At 67.1% G+C, this 20,423-nt stretch carries 20 protein-coding genes and 3 tRNA genes; 12 read left to right on the plus strand and 11 right to left on the minus strand.

Features of this window, described 5'->3' with window-relative positions; all coding sequences use genetic code 11:
• The 4 genes from Q4A20_RS12375 (at position 1) to Q4A20_RS12390 (ending at position 847) form a co-directional block, all read left to right on the plus strand.
• Positions 1 to 72: transfer RNA gene (locus Q4A20_RS12375), tRNA-Ile, on the plus strand.
• A 29-nt stretch (positions 73 to 101) separates the two neighbouring features.
• A complete protein-coding gene (locus Q4A20_RS12380; protein WP_303123387.1) occupies positions 102 to 236 on the plus strand; it encodes a DLW-39 family protein in 135 nt (44 codons plus the stop codon).
• Between the two features lie 4 nt (positions 237 to 240).
• Positions 241 to 313, plus strand: a tRNA-Ala gene (locus Q4A20_RS12385).
• Between the two features lie 165 nt (positions 314 to 478).
• Positions 479 to 847: a DUF4342 domain-containing protein gene (locus Q4A20_RS12390; protein WP_303123388.1), complete on the plus strand. Its 369-nt coding sequence runs from the start codon at positions 479 to 481 to the stop codon at positions 845 to 847.
• A 1,159-nt stretch (positions 848 to 2,006) separates the two neighbouring features.
• On the opposite strand, the gene Q4A20_RS12395 is transcribed toward Q4A20_RS12390, so the two are convergent.
• Positions 2,007 to 2,849, minus strand: a complete 843-nt coding sequence (locus Q4A20_RS12395; protein WP_303123390.1) for a rhomboid family intramembrane serine protease — start codon at positions 2,847 to 2,849, stop codon at positions 2,007 to 2,009.
• A 36-nt stretch (positions 2,850 to 2,885) separates the two neighbouring features.
• Positions 2,886 to 3,407 carry a peptidylprolyl isomerase gene (locus Q4A20_RS12400; RefSeq protein WP_303123419.1) on the minus strand — a complete coding sequence of 174 codons (522 nt, stop codon included), beginning with the start codon at positions 3,405 to 3,407 and terminating at the stop codon, positions 2,886 to 2,888.
• A 159-nt stretch (positions 3,408 to 3,566) separates the two neighbouring features.
• On the opposite strand from Q4A20_RS12400, the gene Q4A20_RS12405 reads away from it, so the two are divergent.
• The 5 genes from Q4A20_RS12405 to Q4A20_RS12425 all read left to right on the plus strand — a co-directional run bounded on the left by Q4A20_RS12405 (position 3,567) and on the right by Q4A20_RS12425 (position 6,718).
• Positions 3,567 to 4,190 carry a hypothetical protein gene (locus Q4A20_RS12405; protein ID WP_303123392.1) on the plus strand — a complete coding sequence of 208 codons (624 nt, stop codon included), beginning with the start codon at positions 3,567 to 3,569 and terminating at the stop codon, positions 4,188 to 4,190.
• A gap of 176 nt (positions 4,191 to 4,366) precedes the next feature.
• Positions 4,367 to 5,227 carry an aldo/keto reductase gene (locus Q4A20_RS12410; protein ID WP_303123394.1) on the plus strand — a complete coding sequence of 287 codons (861 nt, stop codon included), beginning with the start codon at positions 4,367 to 4,369 and terminating at the stop codon, positions 5,225 to 5,227.
• Positions 5,228 to 5,343: 116 nt separating this feature from the next.
• Positions 5,344 to 5,781, plus strand: coding sequence for a cell division protein CrgA (locus Q4A20_RS12415; RefSeq protein WP_303123396.1), 438 nt, complete (start codon positions 5,344 to 5,346; stop codon positions 5,779 to 5,781).
• A gap of 14 nt (positions 5,782 to 5,795) precedes the next feature.
• The gene (locus tag Q4A20_RS12420) at positions 5,796 to 6,563 is read left to right on the plus strand and encodes a class E sortase (RefSeq protein ID WP_303123397.1); all 768 of its coding nucleotides are present in this window, start codon (positions 5,796 to 5,798) and stop codon (positions 6,561 to 6,563) included.
• Complete coding sequence (locus tag Q4A20_RS12425; RefSeq protein WP_303123399.1) at positions 6,563 to 6,718, plus strand: hypothetical protein; 156 nt, start codon at positions 6,563 to 6,565, stop codon at positions 6,716 to 6,718. The genes Q4A20_RS12420 and Q4A20_RS12425 overlap by 1 nt, the downstream gene beginning before the upstream one ends.
• 79 nt (positions 6,719 to 6,797) lie before the next feature.
• On the opposite strand, the gene pknB is transcribed toward Q4A20_RS12425, so the two are convergent.
• Genes pknB through Q4A20_RS12460 form a run of 7 tightly spaced genes read right to left on the minus strand, consistent with a single transcriptional unit; the run spans position 6,798 to position 15,434 of the window.
• Positions 6,798 to 8,609, minus strand: coding sequence for a Stk1 family PASTA domain-containing Ser/Thr kinase (gene pknB, locus Q4A20_RS12430; protein WP_303123421.1), 1,812 nt, complete (start codon positions 8,607 to 8,609; stop codon positions 6,798 to 6,800).
• A 20-nt stretch (positions 8,610 to 8,629) separates the two neighbouring features.
• The gene (locus Q4A20_RS12435) at positions 8,630 to 9,853 is read right to left on the minus strand and encodes a serine/threonine-protein kinase (RefSeq protein WP_303123400.1); all 1,224 of its coding nucleotides are present in this window, start codon (positions 9,851 to 9,853) and stop codon (positions 8,630 to 8,632) included.
• A complete protein-coding gene (locus tag Q4A20_RS12440) occupies positions 9,850 to 11,343 on the minus strand; it encodes a penicillin-binding protein 2 (RefSeq protein WP_303123402.1) in 1,494 nt (497 codons plus the stop codon). The genes Q4A20_RS12435 and Q4A20_RS12440 overlap by 4 nt, the downstream gene beginning before the upstream one ends.
• Positions 11,340 to 12,833 (minus strand): FtsW/RodA/SpoVE family cell cycle protein, encoded by a 1,494-nt coding sequence (locus tag Q4A20_RS12445; RefSeq protein WP_303123404.1) that lies wholly within the window; start codon positions 12,831 to 12,833, stop codon positions 11,340 to 11,342. Before Q4A20_RS12445 ends, Q4A20_RS12440 begins: the two co-directional genes overlap by 4 nt.
• A complete protein-coding gene (locus Q4A20_RS12450) occupies positions 12,830 to 14,272 on the minus strand; it encodes a PP2C family serine/threonine-protein phosphatase (protein WP_303123406.1) in 1,443 nt (480 codons plus the stop codon). Before Q4A20_RS12450 ends, Q4A20_RS12445 begins: the two co-directional genes overlap by 4 nt.
• Complete coding sequence (locus Q4A20_RS12455) at positions 14,269 to 14,730, minus strand: FHA domain-containing protein (RefSeq protein ID WP_303123408.1); 462 nt, start codon at positions 14,728 to 14,730, stop codon at positions 14,269 to 14,271. The genes Q4A20_RS12450 and Q4A20_RS12455 overlap by 4 nt, the downstream gene beginning before the upstream one ends.
• Positions 14,727 to 15,434, minus strand: a complete 708-nt coding sequence (locus Q4A20_RS12460; RefSeq protein WP_303123410.1) for a DUF3662 and FHA domain-containing protein — start codon at positions 15,432 to 15,434, stop codon at positions 14,727 to 14,729. Before Q4A20_RS12460 ends, Q4A20_RS12455 begins: the two co-directional genes overlap by 4 nt.
• A gap of 405 nt (positions 15,435 to 15,839) precedes the next feature.
• Here Q4A20_RS12460 and Q4A20_RS12465 point away from each other — a divergent pair.
• Positions 15,840 to 15,926, plus strand: a tRNA-Leu gene (locus Q4A20_RS12465).
• Between the two features lie 166 nt (positions 15,927 to 16,092).
• On the opposite strand, the gene Q4A20_RS12470 is transcribed toward Q4A20_RS12465, so the two are convergent.
• Both Q4A20_RS12470 and Q4A20_RS12475 read right to left on the minus strand, forming a co-directional pair.
• Positions 16,093 to 16,509, minus strand: coding sequence for a VanZ family protein (locus Q4A20_RS12470; RefSeq protein ID WP_303123412.1), 417 nt, complete (start codon positions 16,507 to 16,509; stop codon positions 16,093 to 16,095).
• 188 nt (positions 16,510 to 16,697) lie between these two features.
• Entirely contained in the window at positions 16,698 to 17,312 is a 615-nt protein-coding gene (locus Q4A20_RS12475; protein WP_303123414.1) for a phosphoribosyltransferase, read from the minus strand.
• Positions 17,313 to 17,512: 200 nt separating this feature from the next.
• On the opposite strand from Q4A20_RS12475, the gene Q4A20_RS12480 reads away from it, so the two are divergent.
• Both Q4A20_RS12480 and Q4A20_RS12485 read left to right on the plus strand, forming a co-directional pair.
• Complete coding sequence (locus tag Q4A20_RS12480; RefSeq protein ID WP_303123416.1) at positions 17,513 to 18,655, plus strand: NADH-dependent flavin oxidoreductase; 1,143 nt, start codon at positions 17,513 to 17,515, stop codon at positions 18,653 to 18,655.
• 1 nt (position 18,656) lies between these two features.
• Complete coding sequence (locus tag Q4A20_RS12485; protein ID WP_303123418.1) at positions 18,657 to 19,526, plus strand: alpha/beta fold hydrolase; 870 nt, start codon at positions 18,657 to 18,659, stop codon at positions 19,524 to 19,526.
• Positions 19,527 to 20,423: the final 897 nt, after the last annotated feature.

A 20,423-nucleotide genomic window follows, 5' to 3' on the forward strand; every position in this document is an offset into this window, starting at 1 on the left:
GCCTATAGCTCAGTTGGTTAGAGCGCATCCCTGATAAGGATGAGGTCGCTGGTTCAAGTCCAGCTAGGCCCACCGGTCGCGGTGGAAGGTGAGGGGGCTTCATGAAGAGCCGAACGCTCCTGCTTGCCGCGGTTTTCTCGTGCCTCGGGGTTCTCGGCTACGCCGCCTGGCTGAAGCTGGAGGCCGAGCGGGCCGAGCGGGCCGCATGGGCGGAGGTCACCGACCCCGTCGCATGACCGGGGGGCCATGGCGCAATTGGTAGCGCACCTGCTTTGCAAGCAGGGGGTTACGGGTTCGAGTCCCGTTGGCTCCACTCTAAATCCAGTTTCACTCCTGAAACCCTGCACACTTTCCCCACACACTCCCACCATCACCACCGAGAACGGCACTTATTACGTGCCGAGACCGGTCGCCGCTCCGGGGCATCTCAGGGTGCTTCCCCATGGTGCTGGTGCATGATCACAGTCAGACTTGAGCCATGAGTACACAGACACCCGGGGCCGCCGACTCCAAGCAGAACGTCGGCGCCGAGCCCGCCGGGGGCAGCCCGCGAACCGTAGTTGATTGGATCACCGTCGCCGGCGACCAGCTGATCGCCACCGTGAAGCAGCTCGTCGCGAACGGGAACGTCCGCCGCGTGATCTTACGCGACTCCTCCGGCCGGGAGTTCCTGAGCGTGCCGCTTACCCCCGGCGCGGTGGTCGGCGGCATCACCGTGCTGGCCGCGCCGGTGCTGGCTGCAATCGGCGTCATCGCCGCCATGGTCACCGAGGTCACCCTGGAGGTGGAGCGCACCGACATCGCCGATGAGGGCACACAGACGACGAGCCCTGACCCGGAGGTGTAGACACCCGTAGGCGGCACGGCGGATGCTGACAGCGACATCGACGTTCTGGTCGAGATGGACCCTGCGGATGGCAACTTGCTCATGCGCGCATCAGAACTCATGGAGGAGACACGGGCACCTGGCAGGTACGCCGGTTCGGCCTCTACTGCGCCACTTAGACTTCAGTTGAAGGCTCCACAGCCCTTCAGCAAACACCGAATCGGCGTGGTAGACCACTAACCGGCGTAGTAGACGACCCCCGGACACTGCCACCCCACATCACCGGCCCGCACGCGCCCTTAGACCCCTTGGGACTGCCAGACCCCCGCATGACCGGTTGGGACGAACTCGGTCCACAGGCGCCGTCGGCACGCGTGCACAGGTGGGAGGCAGACGTGTCCCCAAGCTGTGGGGTACCCGATTATCCGCACGAACATGCCAATCTTGCCGGTTGATCCCCAGCTGTGCGCAACCCTGTGGAGAACCACACGGATGTGTTTCCCCAGAAGTGTCCACAGCTGTGGAGGAATAACAGCGATGTACTTCCCCAGAATCCACACTGGCGGTTACATGTGTTGATACGCAACGCCCTGCTGGGTGCAGATGCCTCGGTGATCTGAGTCATAGGGCTCCTCTGGTTCGAGGGTGTGTCGGTGTTGGGTGGTGTCGACTTGGTGGGTTGAGGGCTGGTGGGTTGGTGGTGTGTGTCCGGGTGTCCCGCGGTGGGGCGGAATGTCCGAAATCGGCACAAAGGCCGCCGGTGACCGCTGGGGCCGTTTCTGATACCGCATGATTCCAACGTTCTGCCTGCGGCTGCCAGCGACGTCAGAGTCGTTTGTGCCGATTCTGGACACTTCGGGCCGTCACGCGCGCCACTGGGCGCCAACGACAGGCCGCGCCCGCTCTGCGTGGGACGGCGAAGGTGGATGCGGTGCGGTGTTGAGGACCGGCAGGCGGTAATCACGCCGACTTTCCCGCGCCGCAGCAATTAAAACCCCGATCTTAAACACCACATTAGCGCCGATAACCCGGTGAACTCAGCTCGGTCGGCTCTGGGCGATTTGCGCAAGCGGCTAATCGATGCTGAGTGAGCGACGAACGCCGCCTCCGGCAGCTGGTCCTGCTTTCGGCCTCGACGGTCTCCACTCGGCGTGCTAGCCGCTTGTGCCGGTCTCGGTGCTTAGACCAGGGCCGCTCGCGCCGCACATAGGGCGACCAGTACCACCGCCGCCCCCACGGTCCCCCACACGCCCACGGCGGTACGTCGTTCGCGCGGCGCCCAGGCATAGATCGCGGCCACTACGAATCCGGCGAGGAACCCGCCCAGGTGCCCCTGCCAGGAGATATTGGCCCCTACCACGGAGATCACCACGTTGATCACCAGCAGACCCACGATTGTGGAGGTGTCTCGGCCGAATCGGCGCAGTACCACGAATACAGCCGCGAACAATCCGAAGATGGCGCCCGAGGCGCCCACCGTCCCGGCGAACCACGATGACAGCGAGTCTGGTGATGAGAGCCAGTAGATCGCCGTCGATCCGCCCAGTGCGCTGAGTACGGTCAGAGCCATGAAGCGCCAGCGCCCCAGGAGTGGCTCGAGCGAATGGCCCGTCACCCACAGGGCCCACATGTTCATCGCCAGGTGAAGCGGTGAGGCGTGCAGGAGTGCCGTGGAGAGGAACCGCCACGGCTGATCGGCGGCCAGTGCGGGGACGAAGTCGAACCAGCCGGTGATCGCCGGATAGACCAGCTGAAGCAAGTAGACGACTACGCAGACGCCCACCAGGATCTTCGTCAGCTTCACCCCGTCAGCCGCAGCACTGCCACCCAGTGCGGTGCGCACACCGCGACGATTGGCCTTCGCCTTGCGGGCGCAGTCCACGCAGTGGATGCCGACGGCGCTGGGCACCTGACATTCCGGGCATGCCGGACGTTCACAGCGCTGGCAGCGCACGTAGGCCACCCGATCGGGGTGGCGCGGGCACACCGGCGGGGCACCGACCTGCGGGTACGGCTCAGTCATAGAAGCGCTCCCCTGACGCGACCTTGTCCAATCGCCTCACTGCTGCACGGTTACAGAGGTGATGATCACATCATCCAGGGGACGGTCCCGCGGGTCGGTGGGTACCGCCGCGATGGCGTCCACGACCTTGCGGGAAGCGGCATCGGGGACGGCGCCGAAAATCGTGTGCTTGCCCTGCAGCCACTCGGTGGGCGCAGTGGTGATGAAGAACTGTGAACCGTTGGTGCCCTTGCCCAGCCGCCGACCGGCATTCGCCATGGCCAGGACATAAGGTGCGGTGAAGGTCAGGGAGGGATCGATCTCGTCGTCGAAAACGTAGCCGGGGCCTCCGGTGCCGGTCCCGAGCGGATCGCCGCCCTGAATCATGAATCCGGGGATGACCCTGTGGAAGACAACCCCGTCATACAGGGGCGCATTGGACGGCTCGCCCGTGCGCGGATCGGTCCAGGTCTTCTCGCCGGTGGCCAGGCCGACGAAGTTCGAGACGGTCTCCGGAGCCTGGGCGGGGTACAGTTCGAGGCGGATGTCGCCGAGGGTGGTGTGAAGTGTAGCTTCGATGGTCGCTTCCATGTCGGCCATGGTCCCACGTGTTGCCCGGGTGATCCTGGGACCCGGTGTTCACCCCAGGCAGAACGGGTACCGGGTTGTGGGGTGCGAGCCGCGTTACAGTGCGACCATTGGGTGAACAACCTCATCGTTCCGAGCAGGGAGACCGACATGGTTTGCAATTTCCGATGCAAGAGGATCGACCGCGATCAGACCCGTCTGGAGGCCGCCACGCTCGCGGACAGCATCGCCGCCCAGGCGGGGCGTGCCGTCGGCTGGGCGACGCCGCGCGTCTACCGGGCGCGGGAGGAGTTCATCAGGGCCGCCAGGCAGGCGCAGCTTCGCGCTCAGCCGGTCGTCGAGGAGGCGCGCACGCGGGTGGTTGAGGAGTACGTTCCCGCCGCTCAGCGCGCCGCCGAGGAGGCGCGCACGCGGGTGGTTGAGGACTATGTCCCCGCCGCTCAGCGCGCCGCGATCGCAGCCCAGGAGGCCGTCAACACCGAGGGCACGCTCACCCAGCGCGCCCAGCGCGCCGCCGTAGCCGCGAAGCAGGCGGCCCTGACCCCGGAGGTACCAGTGAAGAAGAAGCACCCTGTCCTCAAGACGCTCGGCTGGCTCGCCGTCGCCGGCTGCGCGGCGGGAGCCGCCTACGTGATCTGGCGTCGCAGCCAACCGATCGAGGACCCGTGGGCCGAGGAGTATTGGGCCGATTCCACGGACGAGCCCGTCGTCTCCGAGGCGCCGGCTGCACCGGTCGACTCCCCGGCGCAGCCGGAGGAGCCCGCAGCCGAGTAAGGCTGGGTAAGGCATAGCGGGACGGCGCCCCGCCCCACACATGCGGGGCGCCGCCGCCCCTCTGTGTGCTCCGCTGCCCGCGGGGTGGCGTTCGGCGACGACGTCGTGCGGATTCTCCGTGCAGGTCGGCACCTTCGGGTATGGTCCGGCCCCGCCGCCGTCGCTAGGCTTGCCTCATGAGTACCGCCATTCCCGCACCCCTGATGACGCTTAGCCGGGGCACGGCGGGCACCGGGCCCATCGCCATACCGCAGTTGGGGTTCGGCACCTACAAGGTGGCCGATGCCGACGCCGAGCGCGCCGTCACTGAGGCCCTGAGAGTCGGCTACCGCCACATCGATACCGCCCAGATGTACGGCAATGAGGCCGGTGTAGGTCGGGCGCTCGCTGCCAGTGGCGTTCCGCGGGATCAGTTGTGGGTCACCTCCAAGCTCAACAATCCCAACCATCGTCGTGATGATGCTCTGCGCAGTTTCGATGCCACGATGCGGGATCTGCAGCTGGATGTTCTGGACCTGTTCCTGGTGCATTGGCCACTGGCCGCCTCCGAAGGAATCGATCTGGTGGACACCTGGCGCACCATGATTGAGATCCTCGGTTCCGGCCGGGTTCGTGCCATTGGGGTATCCAACTATCAGGCCGCGCATCTGCGTACCATCATCAATGCCACCGGGGTCACCCCCGCGGTGAACCAGATCGAGTTGCATCCGTACCTCATTCAGGAGGAGTTGCGCGCCGTCGACGACGAGCTCGGCATTGTCACCGAGTCCTGGTCCCCGCTGGGCCGGGGGCGTTTGCTGGACGATCCCGAACTGGGGCGCATCGCCGCCGAACTGGATGTCACGCCCGCCCAGGTCATAATTCGTTGGCACCTGCAAAACGGCCTGGTCGTCATCCCGAAGACCACCCACCCCGAGCGTATGCGCACCAACGCCGATGTCTTCGCTTTCGAGTTGACCGCGGCGCAGATGGCGGCGGTTGACGCGCTGGACCGCGACCTGCGCACCGGCTCCCACCCGGATCGCGTGCAGGTCTGACCCGGACAGGTGCAGATTAGAGCCGGATCTGTGTCCGTGATCCCTATAGGCTAGGGTGCATCAGGTGTAAAGCAGTGGGCCGCCGCCGTGGCCCGGTGGTCAGTGAGGAGACGCGCGTGGCGCGGACGCAGAACGAGACTGATAAGAGCGCCGGCAGGACCGAGGCGAAGGACGAGGCGAAGCACGGGTCCAAGAGCAAGGTCAAGGCCGGGCTCAAGGGAAAGCGGCCGCGGCCGGAGCGCTCCGGCAACCCGGCCAAGCGTGCCGCCGCCGAACGGGCCCGGATGGAGGAGTCCCGGGCCGCTGCCAACCGTGTCTCCCGCGTTCCCCGCAAGGTCAAGGAGAAGGGCTCCCCCCGCTGGTATGCGCCGGTGATGGTTGCGCTCCTGGTGGTCGGTCTGCTTTGGGTGGTGGTCACCTACCTGTTCAAGGGCGCCTACCCGTTGCCCTACTTCGTGGAGAACCATGCCAGTGATTGGCTGGTCAACGGCAACCTGTACGTCGGCTTCATGATCATGCTTGTCGGTTTCCTCGGGCTGCTGCGCTGGAAGTAACCAGGGCTACCGTGATGGCGAAGCCTCCCAGGCATCATGCCGCGCGACCCCGGGGTCTGCGGCGCGTGTTCGATGTACTGCTGTTCGGGCTTGGTGAACTGCTGATCACCGCCGGGCTGGTGGTGGCGCTCTTCCTGGCCTGGCAACTGTGGTGGACCGGGATTGATGCCAATGCCAAGGCGGCGGAAGTGGCGGCCACCTTCACTGACACGCAGGTCGAGTCTCCGAACGTGGAGGGCACCAAGCACTACGACGATCCTCCGGAGGTGGCGCCCGTCGGCTACGGGGAGGTCATCGGTATGCTGGTCGTCCCCAAGTGGTATGGCGTAACCAATAACAACATGCCGGTTCTGGAGGGCATTGGCGGCGATGTACTTGATCAGGCCGCCGCCGGCCACTATCCCGACACCCAGCAGCTCGGCGCCATCGGCAACTTCGCAATCGCCGGTCACCGCCGCACGAACGGCAACTCCTTCCGGCGCATCGACCTGTTGGAGGAGGGCGACGAGATCATCGTCGCCACCAAGGACACCTGGTATGTGTACACGGTCACCGGCCACGAGATAGTGGAGCCCACCGACGTCGCGGTCATCGCGCCGGTGCCCGGCGAGCCCGATGTGGCGCCCACAGAGCGCATGCTGACCATGACCACCTGCCATTCCCTCACGGTGGGTGAGTGGGGCAACGACCACCGGTGGATCACTTACGCCAAGTTCACCTATTGGATGGAGCGCGCAGAGGGGCGTCCGGCCTCGGTGCTCAATGACGAGGGGGTCAACTGATGTATGGATGGATCTGGCGTCACCTGCCGGGGCCTGTGTGGCTGCGCGCCATCGAGGCGCTGATCCTGGCTGCCGCCGTTGTCCTGTTCCTGTTCGAGGTGGTCTTCCCCTGGGCCAACGAGATGTGGAACTTGTCCGGTGAGGCCACCGTCTAACACAGTCAGCGGCTAGCGCCCGGTTTCGCCCCCGCGGCTGCCGGGGCGAAACCGGGCCGGGTTCCCCGACTGAGCGCCGTCAGTTCCCCTGGTTCTGGTTGTCGCCGTTCTGGATCGGCCCGAAGGTGTTCGACGGCGTCGACTGCTGCGTGGGCTGCTGTGTCGGCTCGGAGGTGGCAGGCGCCCGGTAGGTGTAGTGGGTGATGGTCAGTGTCACCGACTGGCCGGTGTTGATTGAGGCGCCGACGTTCGGGTCCACCGCGGTGACAATGTACTGGTCGTCAAGTTCCTGGTTGTCGGTGGTCTCCTCCACCGTGGAGCTGTTGTAGTTCAGGCCTGCCGCTGTGATCGCGGCCTGCGCCCGGTCCTGCGACAAACCGACCACATCCGGCACGGTGGTCCTGCCGGAGGAGATCACCAGGGAGACCGATGAGCCGCGCTCTACCGCCGTACCCGCCACCGGGTCGGTGCGGATGACGGATCCGGAGGCGACGGAGGCGGAGTCCTCGGTGGTGACGTCGCCGACGCTCAGGCCCGCCTCGGTGATCGCTTTGCGCGCGTCGGCCTGGGACTGCCCGGACACGTCGGGCACATCCACCATGGCCGATCCGGAGGAGAAGTGCACGGTCACCGTCGAGCCCAGCATGACCGAGGTGCCCTCGCCGGGCTCGGTGGACACGGCCATACCGGCGTCTATCGTGTCGGAGTTGACGTCCTCGCCCTTCTCATAAACCAGACCCAGGTTCTCAATGGTTGACTGGGCATCGGATTCGCTCATACCTGACACGTTCGGCACGGCCACGGCCGTGGCGGACGGAGTCGGCGTGGGCCTGGGGCCGCTGAGGTTCCCGGAGGCGTATAGGCCCAGCAGCGTGCCCAGGGCGATCAGGGCGATGAGTATGAGCACCCACAGCCACCAGCGGCGGCGCGGTTCCTCTTCCTGGGTAGTCGTCTGCTCCTCCTCCGGAGAGGGGGCTGCTGCGGCGGACTCGCCCTCAGAGGCGAGCACGGTGGTCGCCGCCCAGGTGTCGGTGGCCGGAGCGGAGACATCCAGGCCGCGGGCCGCCGCCAGCAGATCGGCGCGCATGTGCGCGGCGTCCTGGTAGCGGTCGTCCCGGTTCTTCGCCAGTGCCTTGAGGACCACTCGGTCCAGGGAATCGGGGATGTCCGCGGCGATCGACGACGGCGGTCGCGGGATCTCCCGCACGTGCTGGTAGGCGATCGCCACCGCCGAGTCGCCGGTGAAGGGGGGCTGACCGGTCAGCAACTCATACAGCAGGCAGCCGGTCGAGTACAGGTCGCTGCGGGCGTCGACCACTTCGCCGCGCGCCTGCTCCGGGGACAGGTACTGGGCGGTGCCGACGACGGCGTGCGTCTGGGTGACGGTGGCGGCGGAGTCCTCCACCGCGCGGGCGATGCCGAAGTCCATGACCTTCACGGCCCCGGCCTGAGTAAGCATGATGTTGCCGGGCTTGATGTCGCGGTGCACGATGCCGGCGCGGTGAGAGTACTCCAGGGCGTCCAGCACACCCGTGGTGATCTCTACCGCCTCGGCGATGGGGACGGCCTCCCCCTCCCCGAGCAGTTCGCGCACCGTATGCCCCTCGACATACTCCATGACGATGAAGGGGACCGCTCGGCGGGTTCCGTCCGGTTGGATCAGCTCCTCCTCGCCGGAGTCGTACACGGCCACGATCGTGGGGTGGTTCAAAGCGGCCGCCGACGTCGCCTCCCGGCGGAAGCGGGCCTGGAAGGTGGGATCGCCGGCGATGTCCGAGCGCAGTAGTTTGATGGCGACGATCCGGCTCAGGCGCGTGTCATAACCGAGGTGGACCTCGGCCATTCCGCCGCGGCCGATGAGCTCGCGGAGCTCATAGCGGCCGGCGAGCATGTGCTGAGGGGACTGAGTCGTCACAGTGCCTCCTTCGAAGAGGTGGTGGACACGACCGCATGATCACGGGAGGCGCCCGGGTGCGCTGAAGTAAGGGTACCCGCCGCGATCAGCAGCATGAGCAGGATCAAGATGGTAATGACGATCCGGAGGGTTCCGGTCGGCAGGCCGAAGTGCTCGCGGCCGGAGGCATGCCGGGTGGATGCCGAGGCCGGGCCGGCAAGGGCGAGGGCACCGGTGCCGCCTGCGGCCGCGATGGTGGAGGTGACCGCTGATGCCTCCGCCTGCCTGTGTGCGCTCCGCATATTCGACTCCGAACCCGGTCCGGCGGAGTCGGTCGACTGCGTCTCGGCGTGCGGCGCCCCGGCGGTGCGGCCGGTTGCGGTCCAGGTGGGTCGCTCATGCGGGTCCCAGGACTCGGCCGGCAGATTGACCACGATCCGGTCCAGGCGACGAGCCAGATCGCGTGCCGAGTGCGGGCGGTTTGTGGGCTTTTTGGCCAGCAACTCCATGACCACCTCGCGCACCTCGAGCGGCAGCTCGTCGGGCAGCGGGGGCACCGTCTGGTTGACGTGGGCGAAGGCGATGTCGACCTGGGTGGAGCCGGTGAAGGGGCGGTGGCCGACCAGTGCCTCGTAGGCGATCACTCCGAGCGCATACAGGTCCCCCGACGGGGTGGCCACATTGCCCATGGCCTGCTCCGGCGCAAGGTACTGGGCTGTGCCCATCACCATGCCGGTCGCCGTCATGGGGCGCTGGTTGACGCCCATGGAAATGCCGAAGTCGGTGAGTTTGGCCAGGCCTTCACGGTTGATGAGGATGTTGGAGGGCTTGACATCCCGGTGCACCACGCCGGAGTCGTGTACCACCTGCAGGGCGCGGGCTACCTGAGCCAGGATCGGCAGGATCTCATCCGGATCCATGGTGCCGCGCTCGGTCAGGATGTCTGACAGGGCACGTCCCTGGACGAGCTCCATGACGATCCAGCCCGAGCCGCGGCGCTCACCGGAGTCCAGGACGACGGCGAGGTTCGGGTGCCGCAGGCCGCGCGAGTTCGCCGCCTCGGCGCGCAGCCGCGACAGGAAGATCTCGTCCCCGGCTAATTCGGGGCGCAGTATCTTCACGGCCACGGCCCGGCCCGAACGCAGGTCGGTGGCGCGCCACACCTCGCCCATGCCTCCCAGGGCGATGCGTTCGACGAGCCGATAGCGACCCTGCAACTCAAGTCCGACCCTGGGTTTCACTGACCCACCGCCGCGTCGATCACGGAGGCGGCAATGGGGCCCGCGACTGATCCGCCGGTTCCGGTGGTGGCGGTCTGCTCGCCGCCGTCGAGAACCACGGCGACAGCGATCGTGGGATCGGCGATGTCCGTGCCCGCGAAGCCGATGAACCAGGTGACCGGGCCACCGTCCTCCGAACCGGTCTCGGCGGTGCCGGTCTTACCGGCCACGGTCACGCCGGCCACCTGCGCGGCGGTGCCGGTGCCATCGGTGACGGTGGCCTGCATCAGCTGCGAGAGGGATTGGGCGATGTCGGAGCTGATCGGGGTGCGGGCGACCCGGGGACTGGTGGTGGAGACGACCGACAGGTCCGAGTCGAGTGTCTGGGCGATCAGATACGGGGACATCTGCTTGCCGTCATTGGCGATCGTGGCGGCCACGGAGGCCATCATCAACGGCGTCGCCCGTACGGAGGCCTGGCCGATGCCGGCCATGGCGGTCTGTGCTGCGGAGTCGTTGGCCGGGTAGGTGGACGGGGTGACCGTCAGGGGGATGTTCAGCTCCTCTCCGAAGCCCCAGTTGGCGGCTTCGGTGGCGAGTTCGTCATCGCCCACGTCGATGGCCAATTGGGCGAAGGGCGTGTTGCAGGACTCGGCGAAGGCGTAGGCAAGCGTGACTGTGCCGTTACCGCAGGATTCTCCGGCGTAGTTGGACAGAGCATGGTTGGTGCCCGGCAGGGTGAGCGTGTCCGGGGCGTTCATCTGGGTGTTCACGTTGGCGATGCCGGTGCGCAGGGCGGCCGCCGTGGTCAGGATCTTGAAGGTGGAGCCGGGCGGGTACAGGTCTCCGCCGATGGCCCTGTTGATCAGCGGCCGGGCGGTGTCGGCGTTGAGGGTGTCCCAGGCGGACTGGACGGCCTCGGCGTCGTGGGAGGCGAGCAGGTTGGGGTCGTAGGAGGGTGAGGAGACCATCGCGAGGATCGCGCCCGTGGACGGGTCCAGGGCGACGACGCTGCCCTGGCGGCCGCCCAACGCGTCCCAGGCCGCCTGCTGCACCTGCGGGTCGATCGTCAACTTAATGGCGCCTCCCTGCTGGTTCTCACCGGTGATCAGCGATTTGATGCGGCTGGAGAACAGTGAGGGGTCTTCACCGTTGAGCACGGGGTTCGCGGCCCGCTCCAGGCCAGTCATGGAGGAGAAGGCGGTGGAGAAGTAGCCGGTCAGGGGGGCGTACAGCTGCCCGCCCGGGTAGGTGCGCTGGTAGGTGTAGGCGTCGTCGGAGGGCTCGGAATCGGCGATGACCGTGTCGCCGGCAAGGATTTGGCCGCGGTCGGTGCCGAATTGGGCGTAAACCATGCGGGAGTTACGCGCATCCGTGGTCAGCGTGCCCTGCCTGGAGGAGGACTCCCACAGGGCCGGACGGGCCAGGCCCTGAACGCTGGTCAGGGAGACCGCCAGGGCAAGGATCATAACGAGCACTAGGACTGTGACCTGTCGGATCTGCCGGTTCATACACCGTCCTCCTGGCTTGCGGGCGGGCCGGGGGTGAAGGCGGGCGGGTCGGATGCGTCGTCGTCGGCGTCCTGCACCTGCTTGCGCAGGGAGGCGGGCAGGTCGGCGGTGTCGATTATGCGGGGGGCGGCCATGGCGGGGCGGCGGGCGGCGTTGGACAGGTGCACCAGCAGGGCCAGGATGATCCAGTTGGCGATCAGGGAGGAGCCGCCGTAGGCCAGGAACGGTGTGGTCAGACCGGTCAATGGAATCAGCCGGGTGACCCCGCCGACCACGACGAACACCTGCAGGGCGATGGTGAATGACAGCGCGGTCGCCAGCAGCTTGCCGAATCCGTCCCGCAGGGCCAGGGCGGTGCGCAGCCCTCGCTGCACCAGTATCAGGTAGAGCATGAGGATGGCGAGTGTGCCCGTCAGGCCCAGTTCCTCACCGAGCGAGGCGAAGATGAAGTCGGAGTTGGCGAAGGTGGTCAGATTAGGGTAGCCCTCGCCCCAACCCGTTCCCATCAGCCCGCCGTAGGCCATGCCGAACAGTCCGGTCACCAGCTGCCAGGAGCCGCCCAGCATCTCGTAGACCTCGGGATCCATGGCATCCAGCCAGGCCGTAATGCGCTGTTGCACGTGGGACAGATGGGTGGCGGCGAACCACACGGCCGGCAGGAACAGTACTGCGCCGATCACCAGCCAACTGGGCCGGTCGGTGGCCACGTACAGCGTGACGATGAACAGGCCGAACAGCAGTACTGAGGAGCCCAGGTCGCGTTGGAGCACGAGCACCACGATGCTCACGCCCCACACCACCAGCAGGGGCGCCAAGTGCCGGGCGCGCGGCAGGTTCATCCCCAGCACCCGTCTGCCCGCCAGGGCCAGGTTGTCCCGGTTGGACACCAGGTAGGAGGCGAAGAAGACCGCCAGCGCCACCTTGGTCAGCTCTGCCGGCTGGAATGACATCGGTCCCAGGCGGATCCAGATGCGAGCACCGTTGACCTCCCGGCCCAGCCCGGGCAAGAACGGCAGCACCAGGAAGGCCAGGCCGCCCCACATGGCCCAGTTGTCCCAGCGGCGCAGCAGGCGGTAGTCGCGCATCAGCAGCACCAGGCAGAAAAGGATCACCCCCAGTGCCGTCCAGACCGCCTGCTTCAGGCCGTAGTCATGTACTTGCCCGATCCGTTCGTAGGACATGTCCAATCGGTGGATCATGGCCAGTCCAATGCCGTTGAGCGCCACCGCCGTCGGCAGCAGTACCGGGTCGGCCCACGGGGCGGTGCGCCGCACCCACAGATGCACGACCACGCATACCAGTATCAGGGCGGCGGTGAGTTGGAGGGAGCGGGCCGGTGAGGAACCGGTGCGGTTGATGGCGGTCAGCACGAAGGCTGCCAGGCCGATGACCAGGGCGATCACGAGCAGACCGGCCTCGGCCCAACGGCCCGTGCGGCGGGATGACACCGAGGCCGAGACCGCCGCGGGACGAGAGGCGGGGGAGGTCATGCCGTCGACTCCCGTTGCCCGGGGGACGCCGTTTCCAGGGCGCGGGTGGATGAGGACCGGTTGCCGGTGGTTGAGGGGGTGGGTGCGGGTGTCGTGGGGGCCGGCGTCGGGGTGGCGGAAGGGGTGGGGGTGGCGGTGTCCTCCGGGTCCGCCACCAGGTTGTCCATCACCGTGGTGTTCACGTACTCGCGGGCGGCGGCCAGGGAGGGCTGTTGCACCGTCCGTTCCAACTTGCTGAGGATCTGCTCGTTCAGGTCTGTGACCGTGGGGCTGTTGTAGGTCTGCACCACATGGCTGAGCGGCATCGGGCCGAGGGACTGCGGGATGCCCTGGTAGATGACCACTTTGCCGTCGAGGGTGGTGACGTAGTACTGGGACTGCGTCCACTGGTAGCCCAGCACGCTCGCCCCCAGCAGGGCCAGTACCAGGATCAGGGAGGCGATGGTCGAGCGCAGTCGGCGGTGTCGACGCCTGGCGAACTGGGTGCGTGCCTGGGCGGCGACGGCATCCTCCTCGGTGGTGTCGGTGGGGGCGGGGTCTGAGTCCAGGCGCGCCACCAGGGCGGCGGCCTTGGCGGCCGGGGTGGTCGCCTCCATGGGCTCGGCCGGGTCAGGTGAGACGGGCGACCGCTCACCCGTGGCGGCCTGCCGCAGGCGGGCGCGCCGGTTGGCGGCGGAGCCGACTATCTGTGTGTCGGTCTGCGGTTGGGTGTCGTCCTCGACGACGTCGAAGACCACCACCGTGACGTTGTCGGGGCCGCCGGCGCGCAGTGCCAAGTCGATGAGCTGGTCGCACACCTGGCCGGGATCCTCGACGGTGTCCAGCACTTCGCCGATCGTCTCGGCGGAGACCGGGCCGCTGAGGCCGTCGGAGCACAGCAGCCAGCGGTCGCCGGGCACCGCCTCGCGGATGGACTCGTCCAGTTGGACGTCGCCCTCGGCGTCCCCGAGTACGCGCAGCAGCACGGAGCGTTGCGGGTGGCGGCGGGCCTGCTCGCGCGTGAGCCGACCGGTTTCCACCAGGTACTCCACGAAGGTGTGGTCGGTGGTGACCTGGGTGAGTTCGCCGTCGCGCAGAAGGTAGGCGCGGGAGTCGCCCACATGCACCATGGCGAGCTTGTTGCCGCTGCGCATGACCGCGATGCAAGTGGTGCCCAGGCCGGCCAGGTCGGGGTTTTCACCGGACAGGGTGACCAGGTCGGTATGCGACTCCTGTACGGCGTCGCGCAGCAGATCGAGCAGTTCACCGGCCTGGTGGGAGTCGGCGTCCAACGGCACCAGGTGCTCGATGGCGACGGCCGAGGCGATGTCTCCGCCGGCGGGTCCGCCCATGCCGTCGCACAGCAGCATCAGGTGCGGGCCGGCGTAGCCGGAGTCCTGGTTGGAGGCGCGCACCAGTCCGACGTCACTCCTGGCCGCGTAGCGCAGGGAGATGGTCATGGGCGCAGCTCCAAGGTGGTTTGGCCGATGCGGACCGGCACGCCGACGGGAAGTTCAACGGCACCGTACACGGGTCGCCCGGCCAAGGTCGTGCCATTGGTGGATGACAGATCCTCCAGCCACCAGGAGCCGTCCTTCGGGAACACGCGGGCGTGCCGGGAGGAGGCGTAGGAGTCGTTGAGCACCAGGGTGCAGTTCTGATCGCGGCCGATCGTGATTGAAGTGGGAGTCAACGGCACCATGGAGCCGGCCAGCGGACCCTCGGTGATGATCAGGCGGGTGGGGCCCCGGTTGCGTCCGGCCGGAATGGTGCCGGAGTCGCGGGCGGAACGTCGACGTGTCGGCGTGGCGGAGACGTCGACGACGTCGCGGCGCAGTGTGCGTACGACGAAGAACACGAATACCCACAGCAAGACCAGGAACCCCAGTCGGGCGATGGTGAATGCGAGCTGGCTCACCCGTTGGCCCCTGCGCCCTGCGTGCCATCCCAGAACATGATCCGGGTGCGTCCGATGGTGAGCGTGTTGCCGTCAAGAAGGGTAGCGGCGTCGACCCGGTGGCCCTCCACGAAGGTGCCGTTGGTGGAGCCCAGATCGGTGGCGATCGCGTGCCCCTGTGTGAGGCGGATCTCCAGGTGGCGGCGGGAGACGCCGGAGTCATCCACGATGATGTCCGCCTCGGAGCCGCGACCGATGATGGTGAGCGGACCGGTGAGCAGGTAGCGCTGCCCGTCGATGTCCAGGATCGGGTGCGCGGGCGAGGCGGTGGCGGCGGCAGCCGGAGCCGCGGCGCCACGGCGCGTGGAGGAGTCGATCTCGATGGTGGGGGGCGTCAGGGAGTCGTCGGGAATGAAGGAGACTTCCACCGGGCCGACAAAGGAGTAGCCCTGTTCTCCGGCGTGGTTGGTGGCGACCTCCTCCATCTGCCTGACCATTTCATCCAAGCCCCAGGTGTTCAGGTGCTCGACATCGCTGGGAGACAGGTGGATCCGGAAGACGTTGGGCACCACGGAGCGGTCGCGTGCGAAGGAGGCGGCGCGCTTGTCCATCGTCTCGCGCAGCTTCGAGGCGATCTCGATGGGCTCTACGTCGTCGGAGAACCGGGACATGGCCCGATTGGCGACGCTGCCGACGCCTTTCTCGAACTTGTCCAGGAGACCCATGGACTACCTCCCCAGTGTGTTTTGAGCGGTCACGACACCGCCGTGACCGTCCGCGCGACGGGTGGATGCCCGGCACGCGGCCTGATCCGGCCACGATACTGGGACTGCCTGAAGGCCGTGAGCATATGGGCAGGAATCCAGACGTGACCAATGCCAATGGTAACGGCTGAGGCCCGGGTGAAGGGTAGGCAAGTACGACAACCGTGTTGCGATCGGGACGGTTGCCGGCAGGACGCATGGCCTGGGCATGGCCTGGGCGGGCCGCGGACGGGGCGCGTCCGCGGGCCAGGGCCTGCGGTACGGGCCTGCGCTACAGAGCCTGCGGGTGAGCGGTCTCACGGCCGCCAGCGGCGGCCGGGATTGGACGAGGACACCCGCGAGCAGATAGGATCGACGCACTTCAACGCGCGAGTGGCGGAATTGGTAGACGCGCACGGTTCAGGTCCGTGTGATCTTGCGATCATGGGGGTTCGAGTCCCCCCCCGCGCACCAGGGAGGGCCCGGGCTGGTCAATCAGCCTGGGCCCTCATTGTCTGCGGGTGCCGCTGTTGGGTGTCCAGATCTATGACAAACGCGTCGGCCGGCCCGTGAGGCGGTTTGTGAATCCTTGGAATCTCAACGTTTTAAGTCCTGCAGCCAGGAGCGGTACCGGCGTTTGTCATAGATTCTGACATTCCTCCCCCGGGCGAGTGCCCCCAGGGCCCCGGGGCCGCCGTCGACTCGCGCGCGTCGTGTATGCCCGTAGCACCAGGGCCAGTGCGGCGCCCGCCCAGGCCCCGGCGGTGTTCTGCACGACGTTCACGAGCGAGGGGCGGCGACTGAGACCCGGCAGGACCCACTGTGCCAACTCGGCCCCCACGCCGACGGCGCAGCCCGCCAGCGTCCACGCCCACAACGGCACCCGCGGCCATCCCAGGGCGGCCAGGAGCGTCAGCGGCAGCAGCATCATCAGGTTCAGGAAGATGTCCTTTCCCGTGAGAGTGAGGAACCACGGTCCGATTCCGTTCTTGAAGGCGGACACGTCCGCACCCGACGGCCACAGCACCGCTGCCGCCACGACAGTGAAATAGAGCACCGCCAGGACCCTGACGGCACTGCGCGCCAGGCTTGTGAGACGAGGCCCGGCAGCCCGCTCGGCGTCGGCAGGGCGAGCGTGTTCCTTGGCGCGAGCGTCGAAGCCGGTTTGCGGTACGCTCCCGCGCCGGCCTGCGCCCGCGGGTGAACTCAGGCAATCGTCGGGTGAACGCTCCACCTTCCCGTGCCTCAATCCCCGATCCGCGGATCGAGCTGGTCGGTGCCCTCCTGATCCAGGGACGAGGGGCTGATCACGGGCAGCACCGACCAGGGGAAGTTGATCCACTTGTCGGTCACCCGCCAACAGTAGTCGGGTTCGAAGATGCTGCGCGGTTTGCGGTAGATGACGGCGCTGCGGGCGTCTACCGCGACGGTCTCACCGCCCAGGTCCAATCCCCGGTGCTGCAGCAGTTCCATAACCATCTTCAGGGTCTTGCCGGAGTCGGCGACGTCGTCGACCACCAGCACCTTCTTGCCCGGCAGGTCCGAGGCGTCCATGAGTGGCGGCAGCACCACCGGCTCGGCCAGGGTCTGGCCCACCCCGGTATAGAACTCGACGTTGACCGCGCCCATGGCCTTGACGCCGATGGCGTAGCCAATGGCGCCGGCGGGAATCAGACCGCCGCGGGCGATGGCAATGATCAGGTCCGGCACCCAGCCGGAGGCCACGATCTGCGCAGACAGCTCGCGTTCGGCGCGGCCGAACAGCTCCCAGGTGAGCTCTTCGCGGTCGGGGGCGGCGTCCGAGGTGGCGCCGTCGTCGAAGGGGGTGGCGGTCGGGGCGGGCTTGCTCGCATCGGTCACCCTGCGAATCGTAGTGGTGATGGGTGGATTGCATCACGTGTGTCACGCGGCAACCGGGCAACGACGGGGCCCGCTTCCGGACGTGACCGGGTAGACGGAAGCGAGCGGGAAATGACTCGGTGTCCCACGGGTTGTGGGAGGCAAGCCCGGTCGGCACCGGCCGGGACCCATCCCATAGAGAGGCATCCACGATGAGTGCGATGAACCCCAAATACGCGCCGCTTTTCGAGCCCCTGGAACTCAACAATGGCGTGACACTCAAGAATCGGCTCGTCGTGGCGCCGCTGACGATCTACGACTCGGGTGCCGACGGCGAGCTCACTGACACCGCGCGCCGCTTCTGGAACGACCGCTTCAAGGGCTTCTCCCTGTTCATCGTGCCGTTCACGAACGTGGCGCCGGGCGGCATCGGCTTCGAGTCGCCCAACGCCTTCGACTCCCGGCATCTGGCCACGCTCAAGGAGTATGCGGACATCGCCCACGCCCAGGGCGCGCTCGCCGTCGTCCAGCTCGCCCACTCGGGGCTGCACGCGCGCAGGGAGATGACCCAGGGGCACGAGGTCGTGTCTCCCACCACGGCGCCCTTCGCCGGGTCGCGCGGCATGACCGAGGCGGAGGTGCGGGGCCTGGTAGACGACTACGCCCGTGCCGCCGAGCTGAGCCTTGAGGCCGGCCTGGACGGCGTGGAGATCCACGGTGCGAACGGCTGCCTGGTGCAGCAGTTCTTCTCCGGCAACACCAACCTGCGTACCGACGACTGGGGCGGTTCGCTCGAGAAGCGGATGGCGCTGCCGCTGGCGGTTGTGGACGCCGTGGACGCCGTGCGCCGTCGGCACGACCGGCCCGACTTCATCGTGGGTTACCGCTTCTCCCCGGAGGAGCCCGGCGAGCGCGGTCTGACCATGGCGGACACCTTCGCCCTGGTGGATGCCCTGCTGGAAAAGCCGTTGCAGTACCTGCACGTGTCCCTGTGGGACTTCTACAAGAAGGCGCGTCGGGGTGCGGACACCTCCTTGACCCGCATGCAGCTGCTGCACGAGCGCATCGGTGGGCGGCTGCCGCTGATCGGTGTCGGCAACCTGTACACGGCCGACGACATGATTCGCGCCTGGGACACAGGCTGGGCCGAACTGTTGGCGATCGGCAAGAGCGTCCTGCTCAACCCGCACCTGATCGAACTGATCCGCACCGGCCGCGAGGATGAGATCGAGACCGCCTTCGACTGGGACAAGGCCGACACCTACCGCTACACGCAGGCCATGCTGGAGGGTACTCGGATGGGGACCGACTTCTATCCGTGCTCCAAGCAGTTCAGCCCCCGCCACCGTCGCGAGGACTACTGAGATGCCGGGGCTGGGCCGCCCGCGCGCCCTGACGGTGACCACCTGGCGGGGCAGCGTGTTGGACGGGGCTCTGTTCCCGGCAGGGTCCGCGGACACGGTGGTGATCGCCATCACCGGCATCCACGGGAACTTCTACTCCAATCCTTTCTACGTCATCTTCGGGCGGACCCTCAACCGGGCCGGCATCGACTTCGTGTACGCGCAGACGAATGACGCCTTCAACGAGATCCCCGGCACCAACGCGGTGACGGGGCAGGAGGAGGTCAGCGGCTCGTGGAACGAGGACTTCGCCTTCACCGACGAGGATCTGGGGGCCTGGTTGGACTACGCGGAGGCCGCCGGCTATCGGCGAATCATCCTGGCCGGGCACTCCCTGGGCGCCAACAAGGTCATCTACTATCTGGCCCGCCACCACGATGAGAGGGTGGAGCACTTCCTCCTGCTCAGCCCCGCCAACCTGCGCCACCTGACCAACCAGGTCACTGCGCAGGAGCGGGCCGTGGTGCGCGACTACGTCGATCGCGGCCTGGGGGAGCAGCGGCTGCCATTCCCTTTGATGGGATGGGTGCCCTGCCGCGCCGAGACCGCCCGCCAGTGGCTGTTCGACAACATCCTGGACAACGTGCACGTGGAGGCCGACGCAGACTTCAGTCAGGTGGCCGCCATGCGGCACACCGGCGCCATGCTCATCGGCACCTATGACCGGTTCACCTATGGCGACCCGGCGGGCTTCCTGGCGACGATCAACGATCACACCGCCGACCCGGACGCCAACGAACTGGTGCTGATCCAGGGCACCGGCCACACCTACCAGGGCAAGGACCAGGAGGTTGCCGACGCCATCGTGCGTCTGGTGCGTGCCTGGGCCTGAGTGGTGCGATCCGGTGCGTAGGTACGGGTGCTCCGCACTGAAGTCGGCTGAAGTGTCCGGATTCGGGACAAACGGCGTTCGGAGCGACGTGGTCCGCTTGAGAGTCCGCATGATTTCAACGATCTTCAACGCCGTCACGGCAGCTGCCGGCGCGTTTGTCCCGAATCCGGACAACGATAGGAGAATCATCTGTCACCGTTTGTCGGTGTGGTGGTTCGGGCTGGCGGTCGCGGTGTGGTGGTCGTGTTCGGGTGCGGGAGGACGACGTCGGGATGGCGAGGTCGTATTCGGCAGGTGCCGGTTTGCCGAAAACGACCTCGTCAGCCCCAAACCCTCTCGAATGTGGAGGGTTTGGGGATGATGAGGACGTTTTGGCCGCTCAGAGGTCGTTCTCGGGCGGATCAGGACGTCGTCGGCGCCGTTGTGGGGACGGTTCGTGTGTTCCGGTGACGGTTCGTCAGGTAGCAGCAACGGTTCGTACACCTACCTCACGAACCGTCGTCGGATGTGCCGAATCGTCGACTGCAACGCACGAACCGTCAGGCTGGACACGCGAACGTTGACCCGAACGCAGGAGCTATCGTGCCTGGCCCGTCATGGTTCGGCGCGCACACCCCAGCTCCCGTCCATCGCACCGCGTACTGCGCCGCCGGGGCACACGCGCCCACCACCACCCGGCCAGCCACGGCTCCCGGCCCGCCACATCCGCGAACACGAAGAGCCAAACCGGCGCTTCGCGTTTGGGAGTGTGGGTGGAGCCGGGAACCAGTTCGCCGGCGTGCTTTGCGCTGACCTCGTCTGCTACGCCGGTTCGGGGTTCACTACGCCGGTTCGGTGTCTGCTGAAGGGTTCTGGGCCCTTCAGCGGAGGTCTAACTGGCGTAGTAGAGGCCGAAGG

The sequence above is a fragment of the Actinomyces sp. genome (genome assembly GCF_030530635.1).
Taxonomy (GTDB): Bacteria; Actinomycetota; Actinomycetes; order Actinomycetales; family Actinomycetaceae; genus Actinomyces.